A 19,989-nucleotide genomic window follows, 5' to 3' on the forward strand; every position below is an offset into this window, starting at 1 on the left:
GCCGACGACCTCGAGCTACGACTGCCGTCCGTATCTGTCGGGCAACAACGAGACCTGCACCATCACGACGGCCCAGGCCGGTACGTACTACGTGATGATTCGCGGCTACTCGGCCTATTCGGGCCTCAGCCTGACCGGCAGCTTCACGCCGTAATGCAGGACCCGCTGCGCCGCCGGTCCGGGCGGCGCAGCTTCACGAAGAACGACCGGCTTGCGCCGGTCGTTTTTTTTTTGCGCCCGGGCGTAACTCCGCCCGGTGCCGCCCGCGGGCAGGCTCCCGCGCGCATCGACGCTCTTGAGGTGCGAGAGCGACGACTTCCCGCTATCGGCGCACCGCCGCAAAAACGACCGTTCTGTCGCGACGCGTCCTATCCCCTCTCCCACGATCACAACTCGTCACGCCCGCGCAAACCCCGGCGTACAGATAGTCATTCGCGCGATACGGCCTCGCTTTTCATCACCGTATCGCTGCAATCGCACATTCCAGAAAATTTATCTTTGAGATTTCTCGACATGCCATGACACGTCGACAGGACGCACGCTCCGGCGCCGTCGGTTGCCGGGCGACCTTGCGTGCACTGCCGAATTGTTGCGCCGACGCGAAACGGTGCTTCATCGACACCACGCATGTCGCCGCCCGAGCCGACGCGTGTGTACGACACACGGCTGCGCAGGAGCGCCGCATCAGGACAGGAGTCCGCCGTTTCCAAATGTCTGGCTCCTGGAGGTGCATCAATCGCCCTACACCGGGCTCGCCTTGCCGCTGCCGGCCGGCGTCCGTCGGAAGTCGCCCCGGGTCGAACAACTGCCCAGCCTTCCGCAGCGCGTCCACCGCCCGGTCCGGGTCTGCCCGCTGCCATCAAATGAACGCCGCCGTTCGCCGTCCCGGAGGGGGGCGGCAGCATGCGGCCACCGTTGCGTTACTGAGGAAAACTCGCGATGCGTACATCTTTGTTCATTGGTATAGGTATTGCTCTGTCGGCCTCCGTCATGGGGTCCGACGCCCGCGTCACGACCGGCGGCTCCGACGGCGCCCGCGACAGCGAAGAACGCTGCGTGGTGTCGTTCTCCGGTGCCCGGCAGAACGTCTGTTCGGGCGAGGTCACGCTCGCCAATCCGGATCTGGTGGCGCTCGGCAAGGTCGAGGCGTTCAGGGATTCGACGCTGCGCCTGATCAAGTTCGACGGCCCGATCACCGAACAGCGCCGCGCCGCGGTCGAGGCGAGCTACGACATACTGGGCTACGCGCCGCACTACGCTTACATCGTGCGCCAGAGGCCCACCGGGACACGTCCCGCACCGATCGACGGCGCAATCTGGAGCGGCCCGTTCCTGCCGGCATTCAAGGTCGACCTGAACGTCGCCAATGAACTCAAGGGCGCGAACATCGCCGCCGAAGCCGGCGTTTCCGAACTCGTCGTCAGCTTGCACGACGCGTCCGACCGCGCCCGGGTCGAGGCCGCCATCCTCAACGCGCCAGGCCTGACTTTGGTCAACTCGGTCACCGCCGGCCCGGACATGCGCCTCGTCGCGCGCTTCGAGCGCGCCACGCTGCGCGCCGCGGTCGAATCGCTCGCCGCCGACTCCAACGTCGCCGCCATCGGGTTCCGCTGGCAGAAGCAGCTTCTGAACTCGCAGGCCGACTGGCTGCACCAGAGCAACGTCAACACGCCGACGCCGCTGCGCCCGGTGTTCGACCAGGGCCTCTACGGCTGCGGCCAGATCATCGGCGAGCTCGATACCGGCATCCACATGGCGCACTGCTCGTTCAGCGACGCCGACCAGGCGACGCCGATCGACAAGTGCTCGGAAGGTGCCGGCTGCGAAACGGTGGCGCCGAACAACGCCGCGCGCAAGGTCATCGCGTACTACAAATGGTCCGGCCTCGCCGGCACCTCGGCCGAAGACAACCACGGCCACGGCACCCACGTCGCCGGTTCGATCGCCGGCCAGAATCCGGCCAACGCGGTCGACTGCACGAACTTCACGACGCCGGGCGGCAACACCGATCTCGACGGCACCGCGCCGGGCGCCAAGCTCGTCATGCAGGAATCGGGCTCCAACCTCGCCTACCTCAACAGCGACGGCGGCAATCCGTATCACGCGGCGGATATCGCCTATGACACCGGCGCACGCCTACACAGCAACTCGTGGGGCGGCGGCTGCGTGAATCCCTATACCGGGCAGTGCATTGCCAACTGCACCGTGACCTACGACGCACAGTCGCGCGACGCCGACAACGTGACGCAGGAGCACGGCGACCTCGTCATGCTGTTCGCCGCGGGCAACGACGGCTCGACCTGCCCGGCCGGCAACAACGTCGGCAGCCCGGGCAACGCCAAGAACGTCATCACGATCGGCGCAACCGGCCGCGGTACCGCCGGAAACGCGATGGCGGCGTTCTCCTCGCGCGGCCCGACGCTCGACAGCCGCACCAAGCCCGACGTCACGGCGCAGGGTTCCGGCATCATCTCCGCGGCGCGCAACGCCTGCGGCACGCTGTCGATGAGCGGCACCTCGATGGCGACGCCGACCGCAGCCGGTCTCGCCGCCCTCGTGCGCGAGTACCTGCAGCGCGGCTTCTATCCGACCGGGCAGAAGGTTGCCGCGAACGCGATCGCCAATCCGTCGAGCGCGCTGATCAAGTCCATCCTGATCGCCGGTGCGATGCCGATGACCGGCACGGGCGCCGGCGTCTCGCCGGGCACGTCGCAGGGCTGGGGCCGCATCCTGCTCGACGATTCGCTGTACTTCAGCGGCGACGGCAGCCGGCTGTTCGTGCATGACGATACCGACGGTCTTGCGACCGACGGCCTCGATTCGCACAGCCTCACGGTGACCGCCGGGTCGCCGCTGAATATCGCCCTGACCTGGACCGACGTGTCCGCGACGGTCGGCGCGAACCCGGCGCTCGTCAACGCGCTGCGCCTCGAAGTCGTCGCCCCCAACGGCGATGTCTGGACGCAGAAACTGCCGGCCAGCCCGACGCCGTCGAACTCGGTGCCGACCCAGAGCACGACGACGACCAACTACGACAGCCGCAACAACGTGCACCGCATCAGCTTCGCCAATCCGGCGGCCGGCACCTACACGGTCCGCGTGCGCGGCATCAACGTGCCGACGGGTCCGCAGAAGTACGCCCTCGCCGCGACCGGCAACTTCCAGGTCGGCGGCGGCGGCGGCACGAACGTGGCGCCGGTGGCGAACTTCAGCAGCAGCGTCAACGGCCTCGTCGCGACCTTCACCGACAGCTCGACCGACTCCGACGGCACGATCGCCTCGCGCAGCTGGAACTTCGGCGACGGCGGCACCTCGACCGCGACGAATCCGAGCAAGACCTACAGCGCCGGCGGCACCTACACGGTCACGCTGACGGTCACCGACGACGACGGCGCAACGAACACCAAGACCGGCTCGGTCACGGTGTCCGGCGGCGCAGCGAACGTCGCACCGGTCGCGAACTTCACCTCGAGCGTCAGCGGCCTCGCGGCGACCTTCACCGATACTTCGACCGATTCCGACGGCACCATCGCTTCGCGCAGCTGGAACTTCGGCGACGGCACGACCTCGACCGCGACGAACCCGAGCAAGACCTACACCGCGGCCGGCACCTACACGGTGACCTTGACCGTCACCGACGACGACGGCGCGACCCATACCAAGACCGGTTCGGTCACGGTAACGGCACCGCCGAGCGACAACGTGCTGCAGAACGGCGTTGCCAAGACGGGTCTTTCGATCGCCACCGGCGGCGCGCTGTCGTTCACGCTGGCCGTGCCGGCCGGTGCAACGGGTCTGAAGTTCGTCACGAGCGGCGGCACCGGCGACGCGGACATCTACGTCAAGTTCGGCACGCCGGCCTCGCGCACGGTCTATGACTGCAAGTCGGAGAGTTCGACCAACGCCGAGTCCTGCACCATCGCAACGGCGCAGGCGGGCACGTACTACGTCTATGTCTACGGCTACTCGGCGGTGTCGAACCTGAGCCTGACCGGCAGCTACACGCCGGCGGGCGGCGGCGGCGGCGGCAACGCGCTGACCAACGGCGTGCCCAAGACCGGTCTCGCCGGCGCGTCGGGCACGACGCAGACCTTCACGCTCGCGGTTCCGGCCGGTGCGACGAACCTCAAGTTCGTCACCAGCGGCGGCACGGGCGATGCGGACATGTACGTGAAGTTCGGTTCCGCGCCGACGACGTCGAGCTACACCTGCAAGTCGGACGGCTACTCGAACGCGGAAACGTGCACGATCACGACCGCGCAGGCCGGCACGTACTACGTGATGGTCAGGGCCTACTCGGCGTATTCCGGTCTCAGCCTGACCGGCAGCTACACGCCGTAAGCATCGACGCAGCGCCATGAAAAACGACCGGCTTCGGCCGGTCGTTTTTTCCGGGCGACGCACGATCCAGTAACGAGTGGACAGGAGAGAAAAAGCGTTTTCGCTGCGGCGACTGCTTTCACTCGTTCCTCACTCCTCTTCACGCTGATTGCGTCTTCGCAGCCGCCGCTGCCGACCTCATCGCGCCTAGACCATGGTCGTAGTCCGTGCGCGCGCCCCACCGCATTTCCACGCCACGACGCAACGAAACAACGCTTCGGCGTGCTTTCGTCCGATGGCGCGGCGCAACGCGCAATTTCCTAAAAAATTCTTAATTGATGGCCGGGCTTGGGAAAGTTTTTCGCGACGCATACTAGTGCGGCGCACAAATCTTCCTGCGGCTCACTCATGCTCGGCATCGTTCACATCGCGCTGCGACGGCCGTATACGTTCGTCGTCCTCGCCCTGCTGCTGCTTCTCGTCGGCCCGCTCGCGGCACTGCGTGCGCCGACCGACATCTTTCCCGAGATCCGCATTCCGGTCATCAGCGTGGTCTGGCAGTACACCGGCCTGCCGTCGGACGCGATGGCCGGACGCATCACGACGCCGTTCCAGCGCGCGCTGACGACGACCGTCAACGACATCGAGCACATCGAGGCGAATTCGTATACCGGCTTCGGCGTCGTCAAGATCTTTTTCCAGCCGAGCGTCGACATCAACACGGCGAACGCGCAGGTCACCGCGATCTCGCAGACCCTGCTGCGGCAGATGCCGCCCGGCGTGAATCCGCCCCTGATCATCAACTACAACGCGTCGACCGTGCCGATCCTGCAACTCGCGCTGTCGGGCCGCGGCATGAGCGAACAGGCGCTCGGCGATCTCGGCATGAACAGCGTGCGCACGCGGCTCGTGACCGTGCCCGGCGCCGCGGTGCCGTTTCCGTTCGGGGGCAAGTCGCGCCAGGTGCAGATCGACCTCGATCCGGCCGCGCTGCAGGCGCGCGGGCTGTCGGGCCAGGACGTCGCGACCGCACTCGCCGCGCAGAACCTGATCACGCCGGTCGGCACGCAGAAGATCGGCGCATTCGAATACACGATCCAGCTCAACAACGCGCCCTCGGATCTCGACGCGATCGCCGCGATGCCGATCCGCATCGTCGACGGCGCGCTCGTGACGATCCGCGATGTCGCGAACGTGCGCGACGGCAATCCGCCGCAGACCAACATCGTGCATGTCGACGGCGACCGTTCCGTGCTGCTGACCATCTTCAAGAACGGATCGGCCTCGACGCTGGCCATCATCGACGGGGTCAAGCAGATGGTCGAGGCGATCAAGCCGGCGCTGCCGGACGCGCTCGAGATCAAGCCGATCGGCGACCAGTCGCTGTTCGTGCGCGCGGCCATCGGCGGCGTCGCGAAGGAAGGCGTCATCGCCGCGGCGCTGACCAGCCTGATGATCCTGCTGTTCCTCGGCAGCTGGCGCTCGACCGTGATCATCGCCGTGTCGATTCCGCTGTCGGTGCTCGGCGCGATCGCGACGCTGTCGGCCTTCGGCGAGACGCTGAACATCATGACGCTCGGCGGACTCGCGCTGGCGGTGGGCATTCTCGTCGACGACGCGACCGTCACGATCGAGAACATCAACTGGCATCTCGAACAGGGCAAGGACGTCGAGACCGCGATCCTCGACGGCGCGCAGCAGATCGTGACGCCGGCGTTCGTGTCGCTGGCGTGCATCTGCATCGTGTTCGTGCCGATGTTCTTTCTCGACGGCGTCGCGCGCTTCCTGTTCGTGCCGATGGCGCTGTCGGTGATGTTCGCGATGGCCTGGTCGTTCGTCCTGTCGCGCACGCTCGTGCCGACGATGGCGAAGTACCTGCTGCAGCCGCACGCGCCGCACACGGACCTGCGCGGCACGGATGCCGCACCCGGCCGCTCGACGAATCCGCTCGTGCGCTTCCAGCGCCGCTTCGAGGCGCGCTTCGAGCGGCTGCGCGAGGGCTATCGCGACGTGCTGTCGCTCGCGCTCGTGCATCGGCGCGTGTTCGTCGCCGGCTTCCTCGGCGTCGTCGCCGCGTCGTTCCTGCTCGTGCCGTTCCTCGGCCGGAATTTCTTCCCGAGCGTGGATTCCGGGCAGATCCTGCTGCATGCGCGCGCCCAGGTCGGCACGCGCGTGGAGGAAACCGCGAACCGCTTCGCGCAGATCCAGCAGGCGATCCGCGAGATCATTCCGCCGGACGAACTCGGCACGCTCGTGGACAACGTCGGCATGCCGATCTCTGGCATCAACATGGCCTACAACAACACCGGCACGATCGGCGCGCAGGACGGCGACATCCAGATCAGCCTGCGCGAAGGCCACCGTCCGACCGGAGACTACGTGCGCGCGCTGCGCGAGGAACTGCCGCGACGCTTTCCGGGCGTGACGTTCTCGTTCCTGCCGGCCGACATCGTGACCCAGATCCTGAACTTCGGCGCGCCCGCGCCGATCGACCTGCAGGTGCGCGGTCCTGACGTCGCGGCGAACTACGCGTATGCGGAAAAGCTGCTGCGCGACATCCGCCACGTGCCCGGCGTCGCCGACGCGCGCATCCAGCAGTCGGCCGACAGCCCGGTGTTCCACGTCGACGTCGACCGCACGCGCGCGCAGTACGTCGGCATGACCGAGCGCGACGTGACCAACAGCCTCGTCGTGAATCTCGCCGGATCGAGCCAGGTCGCGCCGACGTTCTGGCTGAATCCGCAGAACGGCGTGCAGTACCCGATCGTCATGCAGACCCCGCAGTACGACATGGACTCGCTGAGCGCGCTGATGAACGTGCCGCTGACGTCGGCCGCGGCGCGCGCGCCGCAGCTGCTCGGCGGCGTCGCGACGCTCGCGCGCGGCACCGCGAGCGCGGTCGTCTCGCAGTACGACATCCAGCCCCTGGTGCAGATCTACGCGACGCCGCAGGGCCGCGACCTCGGCGCCGTCGCCGCCGACATCAACCGCGTGGTCGCCGCGCACGCGGCCGACCTGCCGAAGGGCACGCAGCTGCATCTGCTCGGCCAGGTGCGCACGATGAATTCCGCCTTCTCGGGCCTGTTCTTCGGACTCGCCGGCGCGATCGTGCTGATCTACCTGCTGATCGTCGTGAACTTCCAGTCCTGGAGCGATCCGCTCGTCATCGTCAGCGCCCTGCCCGCGGCGCTCGCCGGCATCGTCTGGACGCTGTTCGCGACGTTCACGACGCTGTCCGTGCCCGCGCTGACCGGCGCGATCATGTGCATGGGTGTCGCGACCGCCAACAGCGTGCTCGTGATCAGCTTCGCGCGCGAACGCCTCGACGCGCTCGGCGATCCGGTCGCCGCCGCACTCGACGCCGGTTTCGTGCGCTTCCGTCCCGTGCTCATGACCGCGCTCGCCATGATCATCGGCATGGCGCCGATGGCGCTGGGCCTCGGCGAAGGCGGCGAGCAGAACGCCCCGCTCGGCCGCGCCGTCGTCGGCGGACTGGTCGCCGCGACCTTCGCCACGCTGGTCTTCGTCCCCGTCGTCTTCAGCATCGTGCATGCGCGCCACGCGCGCCGTGCCGAGCGCGACCCCGCACTTGGAGAACCTCATGTCGTCTGATCCGACCGCGCCGCGCCGCGGACTCAAAGCCACGGGCCTCGCCGCGGCGATCCTCGCGGCGCTCGTCGTCGCCTTCGGCATCGGCACGCGCGCATCCGGCCATGCACGCCTCAAGGAATGGACCGAGGCGCAGGCCGTGCCCAGCGTCAGCGTGGTCTTGCCCGGCACATCCGGCGAAGGCCGCTCGCTCGAACTGCCGGGCCGCATCGAAGCCCATGCGCGCGCGCCGATCCACGCGCGCGTGTCCGGCTATCTCAAATCGTGGAAAGTGGACATCGGCGCACGCGTGAAGGCCGGGCAGCTGCTCGCCGAGATCGAGGCGCCGGACGTGCAGCAGCAGCTTCTGCAGGCGCGCGCCGACCTCGCGAGCAGCGAGGCGAACGCCGCGCTCGCCGAAACCACGGCACGGCGCTGGCAGTCGATGCTCGGCTCCGATTCGGTGTCGCAGCAGGAAGTCGACGAGAAGAACGGCGACCTCAAGGCCAAGCAGGCGCTGGTCAAGGCGGCGCGCGCGAATGTCGAGCGGCTGCAGGCGACCGAGAATTTCACGCGCATCGTCGCGCCGTTCGACGGCGTGGTCACGGCGCGCGAGACCGACGTCGGCCAGTTGATCAACGGCAGCGGCGCCGGCGCGGAACTGTTCGTCGTCTCCGACGTGTCGCGCCTGCGTGTCTACGTCAATGTGCCGCAAACCCATGCCGCGAGCATTGCCGTCGGCAGCGACGCGACGATCGCCGTGCCCGAACGCGTCGGCGTCACGTATGCCGCGCGCGTCGAGGCGCTGTCGCAAGCCGTCAACGCCGCGACCGGCACGACGCTGATCCAGCTCAGCGTCGACAACGCCGGCGGCGAGCTGCTGCCCGGCGGCTATGCCGACGTGACCTTCGCGCTCGCGCAGAACGCGGCCGCGCTGCGCATTCCGGCCAGCGCGCTGATCTTCGATCAGGGCGGGCTGCGCGTCGCGACCGTCGCCGGCGACAAGGTCGCGTTCAAGGCCGTGACCATCGCGCGCGATCTCGGACGCGCGGTCGAGATCGCGACCGGCCTCGATGCCGCCGACCGCGTCATCGAAACGCCGCCCGACGGCGTCGCCGAAGGCGATCCGGTACGCGTCGTCGACGCTGCCGCGAAGGCAGCGTCCCCCTCAGGAACGAGCGGCCATGCGACGCGCTGACGCACGGATCCGGATTGCCGCGTTCGCGGTGCTGGCCGGCGCACTCGGCAGTTGCTCGCTCGCACCGCCGCTGCGGCTGCCCGACGTCGCCGTCGCGCCGGCCTACAAGGAGCAGGCGCCGTGGACGCCGGCGGCACCGGCCGACATGCTGCCGCGCGACGCGTGGTGGCAGGTCTACCGCGATGCGGGGCTCGATCGCCTGCAGCAGTCGCTCGCCGCGGACAGCCCGGACCTGTCCGCGGCGCTCGCGCGCTACGAGCAGGCGCGAGCGGCCGGCGACCAGCTGCGCTCGGGCCTGTTCCCGCAGGCATCGCTGTCCGCCGACGCCGCGCGCGCGCGCCAGTCGGAAACGCGGCCGCCGGCCGGCAGCGCAACGCCGCGCTACTTCGAGTCCTACGATCTCGGCATCCAGGCCGGCTACGAACTCGATCTCTGGGGCCGCGTGCGCAACACCGTCGCCGCGGGCGCGCAACGCACGGCGGCGGCGCAGGCCGATCTCGCGTCGGCGCGCCTGAGCCTGCAGGCCGAACTCGCCGACGGCTACATCGTGCTGCGCGGGCTCGACCGGCAGGCGGCGCTGCTCGCCGACACCGTCGCGGCCTACGACAAGGCCGTCGCGCTGACCCGGAAGCGCCGCGACGCGGGCATCGCGTCGGGCCTGGACGTCGCGCGCGCGCAGACCCAGCTCGACGCGGCGCGTTCGCAGGCCGCGCAGAACGCCGCGCGCCGCGCGGTCGCCGAACATGCGATCGCCGTACTCGTCGGCACTTCGCCATCGACGTTCTCGCTCGTGCCGTCGACCGATCCGGTGCACTTGCCGTCGATTCCGCTCGATCTGCCCTCGACGCTGCTGCAGCGCCGTCCCGACATCGCCGCGGCGCAGCGCCGCGTCGCGGCCGCGAATGCGTCGGTCGGCGTCGCGCGCGCGGCGTGGTTTCCGTCGATCGCGCTGGGCGCGGGTTTCGGCTACGAGAGCAACCGGGCCGGCGGCTGGCTCACCGCACCGAACGCCGCGTGGGCGATCGGTCCGAGCCTGCTGCTCGACCTGTTCGACGCAGGCCGGCGCCGCGCGCAGACCGAACAGGCGCAGGCCGTGCTCGACGAAGCCGGCGCGCGCTACCGCGGCACCGTGCTCGGCGCGTTCCAGCAGGTCGAGGACAACCTCGCGCTGCTGCAGCACTACCGCGCCGCGGCGCAGGCCGAGCAGTCGGCACTCGCCTCGGCGCGGCGCGCGCTCGATTTCGCGACGACGCGCTATCGCGAAGGCGCAGTCAGCTACCTCGAAGTCGTGCAGTCGCAGACCGCCGCGCTGACCGCGCAGCGCGCCGCGCTCGATCTCGACACGCGCCAGCTGCGCGCGAGCGTCGCGCTGATCCGCGCGCTCGGCGGCGGCTGGGACGCGCAGGCGGACGCGGCGGCCGCAGCCGGCGCTCCGGCGCGGGACCGGTCCGCGCTCGCGCGTTCGACCGATGCGGCCAACCGTCAAAACGCGTATTGACGGTTGGCGCACGTCATCAATAACCTGTAATCAGGACTTTGGCGGTTAGCCACATGCGAACCGAAACGCACGTCTTCACAGCCGCGGATCTCGTCGGCGGCGATCTCGCGCTCGATCTCGTCAACACCGCGACGGCGCGCGACAGCGTCCCGCGCGACTGGGTGCCCGACTACGCGGCGCTGCTGCGCTGGGCGCGCACGAGCGGGGTTTTCGCCGCGCGCGATCTCGCGACGCTCGACCGCCTCGCCGCCGCTTCGCCGCACAAGGCACGCGCGGCGCTGGTGCGCATCAAGGCGTTCCGCGAATCGCTGTGCACCGCGCTGTATGCGCTGGTTCGCGGCCGCGAACCGGCCGCGGCCGATCTCGACCGGCTGCAGACGGCCTACGCCGCGGCCGCGGCCGCCGCGCAGCTGCGGCGCCGCGATGGTCGCCTCGTCCGGCGCTGGACCGTCGCCGGTTCGCAGCTCGATCTCGTCCTGCATGTCGCCGCGATGCGCGCGCTCGCGCTGCTCGAACAGGTCGAGCTGTCGCGGCTGCGCGTCTGCGACGGCCACGACTGCGGCTGGGTGTTCGTCGATACCTCCAAGAGCGGGCGCCGCCGCTGGTGCGACATGGCGACCTGCGGCAACACGGCCAAGGCGCAGCGCTTCCAGCGCCGGCAGGCGGCCGCGTGAAACGCACGGCGCTGCTGCTCGCGCTGCCGCTGTCGGCGATCGCCGCGGAGACGCCGCAGCGCTGGGCGCCGGCCGCCCTTGCGAGCGATCAGTACGAGTCCTCGCCAACGTTCTCGCCGGACGGCAGCGAGGTCTATTTCATGCGCAGCACGGCGCAGTTTTCCGACTGGCGCATCCTGCACAGCCGCTGCGTCGACGGCGCCTGGTCTTCACCGCAGTCGCCGGGATTTGCCGCAAAGCCGCCGGCGCTCGACGCCGACCCGTTCGTCAGCGCCGACGGCCGGCGGCTGTATTTCGTCTCGACGCGGCAGAACCGCGACGGCGGCGACCAGCTCGACATCTGGCGCACGACGCGCATCGCCGGCGGCGGCTGGGGCGCACCCGAACGCCTGCCCGAACCGGTGAACTCGGCGGGCTCGGAACTGATGCCGCGCGAGGACGCGAACGGGCGGCTCGTTTTCGGTTCCGACCGACCCGGCGGAAACGGCCAGGGCGACATCTATTTCGCGACGCCGCTCCCGGACGGCCGCTGGCGCGTCGACAACGCCGGCCCGCCCGTCAGCACGCCGGCCTACGAATACGAAGCCGACGTCTCACGCGACGGCAACAGCCTCGTCGTCGTCGCGAACCGCGGCGCACGCTCGCATTTGTACCGTTATACACGTGTGGACGGACAGTGGCGGGAACGCGGACGCATTCCGTCGGCCGACGACGTGTTCCAGGTCGGTCCGCTGCATTCACCCGACGGGCGGCGCCTGCTGTTCGCGCAGGCCGACGGCGCGCGCTCGGGCGAGCTGTTCGTCGCCGACCTCGACGCCGGCGCCGATACCGCCTGGCCGCCGCGCTGCGCGCCGCGCTGAGGTCTGCCGCGATCGAGCGCGTCGGCGCCTGGCCGCGGGAGCCGCGTCCGGCCCCGTGCCGGACCCGGCGGCGCCGAAAACTGCCGCAACGGCGGTTTTTTTTGCACGTCGCTGTCAGAGTTTCGCGCCGATCTGCGTGATTCAGGCTCCAGGGAGGCGGCATTCGCCGCCGCACACAGGGAGTCCGTCATGAAAAACATCATCCGCCGCTGCGCGGCGCTGCTGCTCGCCGCGCTGGCGGGCGCCGCCGCCGCCCGCGAGGGCGACACCGACCCGCGCTTCAGCAGCGACGGCCTGCAGACCGTCGCCTTCGACATCTCGACGGCCAAGACCGATTTCGCACAGCGCGTCGTCGTCGACCCGCGCAAGGGCCGCTACATCGCGGTCGGCTACGTCGACTACGGCGCGGTCGGCCTCGCCGCATTCAAACCCGACGGCAGTCCGGACACGACATTCGGCGTCAACGGCAAGATCGCGCGCAGCGCGCCGCTGGAGGACGTCTCCGCGGTGACGCTCGACGTGATCAACCGCATCGTCGTGGTCGGCTCCGGCAGGAAGCCCGGCGGCGCCCTGCTCGACTTCGATCCGGTGGTGTGCCGCTACAACCTCGACGGCTTCCCCGACACCGACATCGCGCCCGACGGCTGCCGCCGCATTCCGGTCGACGCGGTCGCCAACGGTACCGACACGCTGAGCGCGGTCACGACCGACGGCGCCGGCCAGATCTATGTCGCGGGCCAGGTCCAGCTCACGACCAGCGACTACGATTTTCTCGTCATGAAACTCGCGAGCCCCGACGCCGCGCCGCTGACGACGTTCGCGGGCACCGGGCGCCGCTACATCGAATTCGACATCGACGCGGGCAACCCCGGCGGCGACGTCGACGGCGCGCAGGCCATCCTGCTCGCCGGCAACTCGCTCTACATCGCGGGTTATGCGGCGGACGAAGCGGGCAACGATTTCGCGATCGCGAAGATCAGCGCGCTGAACGGCGCGATCGACACGGCGTTCTGTCCGAACACGACGGCCTGCATGGGCACGCAGCGTACCGAAGGCCGGCGCACGATCGGCTACAACCTCGGCGGCGACAATCAGGACCGCGCCCGGGCGCTGGCGGCGACGCCCGACGGCACTATCCTGATCGCCGGCGAAGTGCAGCGCACCGTGTCGAACGCGGTCAGCACCAATTATCTGATCACGCGCGTCAACAGCAACGGCTCGTTCACCGGCGGCTTCGGCAGCGGTCTCAATGTCTACAATTCCATTCTGCCGGATCTGCTCCTGACCGGACTGACGGTGCGCAGCGACGGCAAGATCCTGATCGCCGGCACGACGGCCTCCGCGCCGCTCGCCGCCGACCCGGCCCGCCTGCAGTGGGTCGTGCAGCTGTCGGCGTCGGGGCAGCCCGACAACGAATTCACGACCGGCCTCGGCGGCGGCAATTCGTCGATCGCGCTGATCCTCTATCCGAAGGCCTCCGACAGCCAGCCGACGAACCACGAGGCCGGCGCGCTGACGCTCGACCGCGGCCGCATCCTGCTGGCCGGCTCGCGCCTCTGGGCACAGAACCTGCCCGGCGGCGTGCGCGACTACGACTACACGATCACGCGGCTCAAGGGGGACAGCATTTTTACGGATGGATGGGAGTACTGAGGGCCGGGAATCGGGAATCGCGATTGGCGATTCCCGATTCCCCCGCTGTTCACGCGTCCGCTTCTTCCTTGTACGCATCGACCGGAATGCAGGCGCACATGATGTTCTTGTCGCCGTAGACGTTGTCGACGCGGGCGACTGGCGGCCAGTATTTCTGCTGGCGCAGCGTCGCGAGCGGGAATGCGGCGAGTTCGCGCGGATAGGCGTGCTTCCACTCGCTGCCGCAGACCATGGTCGCCGTATGCGGGGCGTTCTTCAGCGGATTGTCCTCGCGGTCGAGCTTGCCGTCTTCGACCGCGCGGATTTCCTCGCGGATCTCGATCATCGCGTCGATGAATCGATCGAGTTCGTGCAGCGATTCGGACTCGGTCGGCTCGACCATCAGCGTGCCGGCGACCGGGAAGCTCAGGGTCGGCGCATGGAAGCCGAAGTCGATGAGGCGCTTGGCCACGTCCTCGGCGCTGATGCCGGTCGCATCCTTGAGCGGACGCAGGTCGAGGATGCATTCGTGCGCGACGAGGCCGTTGCGGCCGGTATACAGCGTCTCGAAATGCGGTGCGAGGCGCGTGGCGATGTAGTTCGCGTTGAGCAGCGCGACCTGGGTCGCGCGGCGCAGCCCTTCGGCGCCCATCATCGTCACGTACATCCACGAGATCGGCAGGATCGAGGCGGAACCGAAGTTCGCCGCGCTGACCATGCCGACCGCGCCGTCGCTGCCGAGCGTGCGCGGCAGGAACGGCGCGAGGTGCGACTTGACCGCGCACGGGCCGACACCGGGGCCGCCGCCGCCATGCGGGATGCAGAACGTCTTGTGCAGGTTCAGATGCGAGACGTCCGAGCCCCACTTGCCGGGCTTGGCCACGCCGACGAGCGCATTCATGTTCGCGCCGTCGGTATACACCTGGCCGCCGTGCTCGTGGATGATCTCGCAGATCTCGACGACCTCTTCCTCGAACACGCCGTGCGTGGACGGGTACGTCATCATGATCGCGGCAAGGCGATTGCTGTACTTCTCGGCGTTGCGGCGGATGTCCTCGACGTCGACGTTGCCGTTCGCGTCGGTCTTCGTGACCACGACGGTCATGCCGCACATCTGAGCCGACGCCGGATTCGTGCCGTGCGCCGAATCGGGAATCAGGCAGATGTCGCGATGCGCCTCGCCGCGCGAGCGGTGGTAGGCGCGGATCGCGAGGAGACCTGCGTATTCGCCCTGCGCGCCCGAGTTCGGCTGCAGGCTCACCGCGTCGTAGCCCGTGCACTCGACGAGCATGGCCTCGAGCGAGTCGATGAGTTCCTTGTAGCCCTGCGTCTGTGCGACCGGCGCGAGCGGGTGGATGTTGCCGAATTCCGGCCAGGTGACCGGAATCATTTCCGCAGTCGCGTTGAGCTTCATGGTACAGCTGCCGAGCGGAATCATCGTGCGGTCGAGCGCGAGATCCTTGTCGGCGAGCGAACGCAGGTAGCGCAGCAGCTCGTGCTCGCTGTGGTGCGTGTTGAACACCGGGTGCTGCAGGAAGCTGCTCGTGCGGCGCAGGCCCGCCGGCAGCGCGTCGGCGGTCGCCGCGTCGAGCGCGTCGATGTCGGCGACGCTGGCGCCGAACAGCGTGGCGAGTGCGACGACTTCATCGCGCGTCACGGTTTCGTCGAGGCTGATGCCGACGCTCTGCGCATCGATGCGGCGCAGGTTGATGCGCGCGGCCTGCGCCTTGGCAACGACGGCCGCAGCGTCGACGCCGACGACGTGCAGCGTGTCGAAGAAGTCCGGGCCGACGGTGACGCCGGCCGAACGCAGCGCGGCGGCGAGCACGGCGGTCAGGCGGTGCACGCGCGTGGCGATGCGCACGAGGCCTTCCGGACCGTGATAGACCGCGTACATGCTCGCCATGACCGCGAGCAGCACCTGCGCCGTGCAGATGTTCGAAGTCGCCTTCTCGCGGCGGATGTGCTGTTCGCGCGTCTGCAGCGTCAGGCGGTAGGCGGGCTTGCCTTCGGCGTCGATCGACACGCCGATCAGGCGGCCCGGCATCGAGCGCTTGTACGCGTCGCGGCAGGCCATGAACGCCGCGTGCGGGCCGCCGAAGCCGAACGGCACGCCGAAGCGCTGGCTGTTGCCGACGACGATGTCGGCGCCCCACTCGCCCGGCGCGGCGATCAGGGTCAGCGCAAGGAGATCCGTCGCGACCGCGACGAGGCCGCCCTTCGCATGCACGGCCTCGGCGAGCGCGGCGTAGTCGTTGATCTGGCCGAAGGTGTTCGGATACTGCAGCAGCACACCGAACACGTCCGCCGCGGCGGCGTCCGCGTCGTCGCCGACGGTCAGCTCGATGCCGAGCGGCTCGGCGCGCGTCTGCAGCAGTTCGAGCGTCTGCGGATGCACGCCGCGCGAGACGAAGAAGGTGTTCGACTTCGACTTCGCCGAGCGCTTGGCGAGCGTCATCGCCTCGGCCGCCGCGGTGCCTTCGTCGAGCAGCGAGGCATTGGCGATCTCCATGCCGGTGAGGTCGGCGCAGAGGGTCTGGAAATTGATCAGGGCCTCCATGCGGCCCTGGGAGATTTCGGCCTGATACGGCGTGTACGCCGTGTACCAGGCGGGGTTTTCGAGGATGTTGCGCAGGATGACGTTCGGCGTGTGCGTGCCGTAGTAGCCCTGGCCGATGAAGCTGCGGAAGACCTGGTTGCGGCCGGCGATCGCACGGATCTTCGCAATGGCTTCCACTTCGCTGATCGCAGCCGGCAGCGCGAGCGGCGCGGCCGACTTGATCGATCCCGGCACGATGGCGTCGGTCAGCGCATCGAGCGAGGCATGGCCGACGACGCCGAGCATGTGCGCGATTTCCGCGTCGTTGGGGCCGATATGGCGTTCGACGAACGCGTCGTGGTGCTCGAGCTGGCGCAGGGAAGGACGGGGGTTCTGGCTCATGGGTAGGGAACGTCCGAAAGCGACGTGCAGGCCGCACGTCGGGGCGCCCCTCTGTCCTTTTGCCTGAGAGTTTCGAAGCCTGCGCTTCTTGCCCCTTCGGCGCCGGGTTTTACCGGTCTCTCCAGAGTGTTCGCGCGCGGTGGTATGGGAGCCTGAGCGATTACGGGCGTTGCGCCTTCGGCAGCGGGGTCAGCCGCTTCTCCCACCGGGTGCGTCAGTCGCCGAGTATAGCCGCGCGCCTCGTCCCGATGCGACCATGGGCCCGCCGGGCCGGCACGGCCGGCGCCGGCCGCGCGTCTTCACCCGCAATGCATTCCCTTTTTCGCGCATCTGGCTAAAAATCCACATCGTTGCCGCCCGCCGGCGCCCGAGTCCGAGGGCCACATGCCGCTTTCGCAGCAGTCGCGCCTGCAGAACGCACTCGATGCGCTCGGCGAGCCGGTCGTCCTGATGGCCGGCGATGCGATCGCCCACGCCAACTCCGCCGCGCTGCGGCTCGCCGAGACGCTCGCGGGCCAGCAGGGCGATCCCGAACGCTGCCTGCGCGACCTCGTGGAGCGCTGCCGCTCCGACGAGAGCTCGCGCTCGGTGATTCTGCCGATCGCCGCCGACGGCGGCGACGTCGACGCGCTCGCGGTGCTGCTCGACTACGAACCGGCCGCCGGCACGGCGTCCGCGACCGACCGCGGCGAGCTGGAACTCGCACTCGCCCGCCTCAACACGGTGCAGGAACAACTGGTGCAGTCGGAAAAGATGGCCTCCCTCGGCCAGCTCGCAGCCGGCATCGCACACGAAATCAACAATCCGATCGGTTACGTGCATTCCAACCTCGGCACGCTGCAGGAATACCTCAACAACCTGTTCGGCCTGATCGAGTGCTACGACGCCGCCCTCGCCCACAGCGGACCGATGACGAGCGAACGCCGCGCCGAAGTCGCCGAACGCAAGCGGGCGATCGACTTTTCGTTTCTCGTGCAGGACCTGCCGCCGCTCCTGGCCGAATCGCGCGAAGGCATCGACCGCGTGCGCCGCATCGTGCAGGACCTGCGCGACTTCTCGCGCGTCGACCGGCTCGAATCGTGGTCGCTGTTCGATCTGCACCGCGGCCTCGACAGCACGCTCGGCATCGTCTGGAACGAGATCAAGTACAAGGCCGACGTGCGCAAGGAATACGGCAACCTGCCGCTCGTGGAATGCCTGCCGTCGCAGATCAACCAGGTGTTCGTGAACATCCTCGTGAACGCGGCGCAGGCGATCGAGACACGCGGCGAGATCGTCGTGCGCACCGGCGTCGAGCCCGGCAAGGCCTGGGTCGAGATCTCCGACACCGGCAGCGGCATTCCGCCGGACACGATGAAGCGCATCTTCGATCCGTTCTTCACGACCAAACCCGTCGGCAAGGGCACCGGTCTCGGCCTGTCGATTTCTTACGGTATCGTTCGCAAGCACAATGGCGACATCTCGGTAGAGAGCCAGCCGGGCAAGGGCACGACCTTCCGCATCACGCTGCCGCAACGACAGACCTGAAAAACCGCCGCGAGGAGCCCCGTCATGTATCGCGTACTCATCGTCGACGACGAACCGAACATCCTGACCGCGCTGCGGCGCAACCTGGCGAACATTCCGCCGAGCATGCTCGACGGCGACCGTCTCGAGCTGATCCCGGCAAACAGCCCCGACGACGCCCTGCAGCTCGCGATCGCGGAAAACTTCGACCTCGTGATCTCCGACCTGCGCATGCCCGGCATGAGCGGCGTCGAACTGCTGGCCGAAGTCGCGCAGCGCCATCCGAACGTCGCGCGCATCCTCATGAGCGGCTACGCCGATCTCGCGGCGATCGTCAGCGCGATCAACCAGGCGAACATCTTCCGCTTCATTCCCAAGCCCTGGGACGACAACGACATGCGCATGGCCGTCGTCCAGGCGCTGCACTACCGCGCGATCATTCTCGAAAACCAGCGCCTCGCCGATCTGGTGCGCGAGCAGCGCGGCCAGCTCGACCGGCAACAGTCGGAACTGCGCCGGCTCGAACAGGAACACCCGGGTATCACGCGCATCGACCGCGACGAGACCGGCGCGATCTTCATCGACGAGGATGACCTGTAGCCAGAAGTCGGGAATCGTCAGAGCAAAGCACGGCCGCCGCCTCTGAAGCATTCCCCGCTCCGACGATTCCCGATTCCCGTCCTGCCATGGCCCCCGCCGGACCCGCTTCGCGTTGTCGAGGGTATCTCCGGATTTCAGGGGCCTCCCCATGATGCTTCGCATTGCCGCGCTCGCCTGCTTTGCGCTGATTCCGATCGCGCAGGCCGCCACGATCACCGTCGATACCTCGTCCGATCAGTTCGGTGAGGACACTGAAAAATGCGGCCTGCGCGAAGCGCTGCAGGCCGCCGTCACCGACGCCGCGTTCGGCGGCTGCCCGGCCGGCAGCGCGCTGCTCGATACCGTCGAGCTCGCCGGTTCGACTTACCGCCTCACGCGCGCCGGAGCCGGCGAGGACGCCAACGCGACCGGCGATCTCGACGTTTCGGGTGACAGCATCGTCATCATTCAGGGGCTCGGTGCGCATCGCACGCGCATCGACGGCAACGGGCTCGACCGCGTCATGGACATCGCCGCGAGCGCGGAACTCGAGGTGTATCTGCTCGACCTCACCATCACGGGCGGCGACTCCGGCAATACCGACGGCGGCGGCGTGCGCATGCGCGGGGAGCGGCTGATCGTGCGCCGCAGCCATATCACGGACAATGTCGGCCGGGTCGGCGGCGGCGTGTACTCGACCTCGGGAGCCGACGACGTGCAGGTCGTCGAAAGCGCCGTGACGCGCAACATCGCGAACGGCCTCGGCGGCGGCATCCACAGCGCAGGCGGTCTGACGCTCATCAACGCGACGATCAGCGAGAACCTGTCCACGTCGAACGGCGGCGGGCTTTCCTCTTCGGGAACGGCGCGCATCAAAAGCACGACGATCGCGTTCAATTCGGCCGACTCGTACGGCGGCGCCTTCCTGTCGGCCGGCAGCGCGTCGATCGACAATTCGCTGTTCGCCAACAACCGGCAGAGTACGAATTTCAACGACGACGCCGCCAACCTGCGCTGCTCGATGACGGTATCGAGCGGCGGCTACAACTCATACATGAGCCGCGACTGCCCGTTCACGCCGTTCCGCACCAGCGACCGCCGCGAAGACCCGCGACTGGGCACGCTCGTCGACGCCGGCCGCGGCGCGCCGGTGCATCTGCTCATGAAAAGCAGCCCCGCCATCGACTCCGGCG

The 19,989-nt window shown here is 68.6% G+C and carries 13 protein-coding genes and 2 riboswitches; of the genes, 11 read left to right on the top strand and 2 right to left on the bottom strand.

All coding sequences use genetic code 11. The annotated features are described in order from the left end of the window. Positions 1–154, top strand: a 154-nt coding sequence (locus VLF18_RS03515; protein WP_325278249.1) for a PPC domain-containing protein, incomplete at its 5' end; no start/stop codon positions are given. 274 nt (positions 155–428) lie between these two features. On the opposite strand, the gene VLF18_RS03520 is transcribed toward VLF18_RS03515, so the two are convergent. Beyond that, a complete protein-coding gene (locus tag VLF18_RS03520; protein ID WP_325278237.1) occupies positions 429–710 on the bottom strand; it encodes a hypothetical protein in 282 nt (93 codons plus the stop codon). Between the two features lie 280 nt (positions 711–990). Here VLF18_RS03520 and VLF18_RS03525 point away from each other — a divergent pair, with 280 nt between their 5' ends. From VLF18_RS03525 to VLF18_RS03555, 7 genes are all read left to right on the top strand, one after another. Then, positions 991–4,341, top strand: coding sequence for a PKD domain-containing protein (locus VLF18_RS03525; RefSeq protein WP_325278238.1), 3,351 nt, complete (start codon positions 991–993; stop codon positions 4,339–4,341). 387 nt (positions 4,342–4,728) lie between these two features. Next, the gene (locus VLF18_RS03530; RefSeq protein ID WP_325278239.1) at positions 4,729–7,932 is read left to right on the top strand and encodes an efflux RND transporter permease subunit; all 3,204 of its coding nucleotides are present in this window, start codon (positions 4,729–4,731) and stop codon (positions 7,930–7,932) included. Continuing rightward, positions 7,922–9,106 (top strand): efflux RND transporter periplasmic adaptor subunit, encoded by a 1,185-nt coding sequence (locus tag VLF18_RS03535; RefSeq protein ID WP_325278240.1) that lies wholly within the window; start codon positions 7,922–7,924, stop codon positions 9,104–9,106. Before VLF18_RS03530 ends, VLF18_RS03535 begins: the two co-directional genes overlap by 11 nt. Next, positions 9,093–10,604 carry an efflux transporter outer membrane subunit gene (locus VLF18_RS03540; RefSeq protein WP_325278241.1) on the top strand — a complete coding sequence of 504 codons (1,512 nt, stop codon included), beginning with the start codon at positions 9,093–9,095 and terminating at the stop codon, positions 10,602–10,604. The genes VLF18_RS03535 and VLF18_RS03540 overlap by 14 nt, the downstream gene beginning before the upstream one ends. 53 nt (positions 10,605–10,657) lie before the next feature. Continuing rightward, positions 10,658–11,278, top strand: a complete 621-nt coding sequence (locus VLF18_RS03545; protein ID WP_325278242.1) for a CGNR zinc finger domain-containing protein — start codon at positions 10,658–10,660, stop codon at positions 11,276–11,278. Continuing rightward, the gene (locus VLF18_RS03550) at positions 11,275–12,138 is read left to right on the top strand and encodes a hypothetical protein (protein ID WP_325278243.1); all 864 of its coding nucleotides are present in this window, start codon (positions 11,275–11,277) and stop codon (positions 12,136–12,138) included. Before VLF18_RS03545 ends, VLF18_RS03550 begins: the two co-directional genes overlap by 4 nt. Positions 12,139–12,327: 189 nt before the next feature. Beyond that, positions 12,328–13,791 (top strand): hypothetical protein, encoded by a 1,464-nt coding sequence (locus tag VLF18_RS03555; protein ID WP_325278244.1) that lies wholly within the window; start codon positions 12,328–12,330, stop codon positions 13,789–13,791. A gap of 49 nt (positions 13,792–13,840) precedes the next feature. Here the strand turns inward: VLF18_RS03555 and gcvP are convergent, their stop codons facing one another. Continuing rightward, positions 13,841–16,711 carry an aminomethyl-transferring glycine dehydrogenase gene (gcvP, locus tag VLF18_RS03560; protein WP_325278245.1) on the bottom strand — a complete coding sequence of 957 codons (2,871 nt, stop codon included), beginning with the start codon at positions 16,709–16,711 and terminating at the stop codon, positions 13,841–13,843. A 47-nt stretch (positions 16,712–16,758) separates the two neighbouring features. Beyond that, a riboswitch (glycine riboswitch) is annotated at positions 16,759–16,840 on the bottom strand. A 1-nt stretch (position 16,841) separates the two neighbouring features. Beyond that, positions 16,842–16,926, bottom strand: a riboswitch (glycine riboswitch). 169 nt (positions 16,927–17,095) lie between these two features. On the opposite strand from gcvP, the gene VLF18_RS03565 reads away from it, so the two are divergent. The 3 genes from VLF18_RS03565 to VLF18_RS03575 form a co-directional block, all read left to right on the top strand. Then, positions 17,096–18,238, top strand: coding sequence for an ATP-binding protein (locus tag VLF18_RS03565; protein WP_325278246.1), 1,143 nt, complete (start codon positions 17,096–17,098; stop codon positions 18,236–18,238). A gap of 24 nt (positions 18,239–18,262) precedes the next feature. Next, entirely contained in the window at positions 18,263–18,817 is a 555-nt protein-coding gene (locus VLF18_RS03570; RefSeq protein ID WP_325278247.1) for a response regulator, read from the top strand. Positions 18,818–18,965: 148 nt separating this feature from the next. Continuing rightward, a partial coding sequence (locus VLF18_RS03575; protein ID WP_325278248.1) for a CSLREA domain-containing protein occupies positions 18,966–19,989 on the top strand: 1,024 nt, incomplete at its 3' end.

Source organism: Tahibacter sp. (genome assembly GCF_035481375.1).
Lineage (GTDB): Bacteria > Pseudomonadota > Gammaproteobacteria > Xanthomonadales > Rhodanobacteraceae > Tahibacter.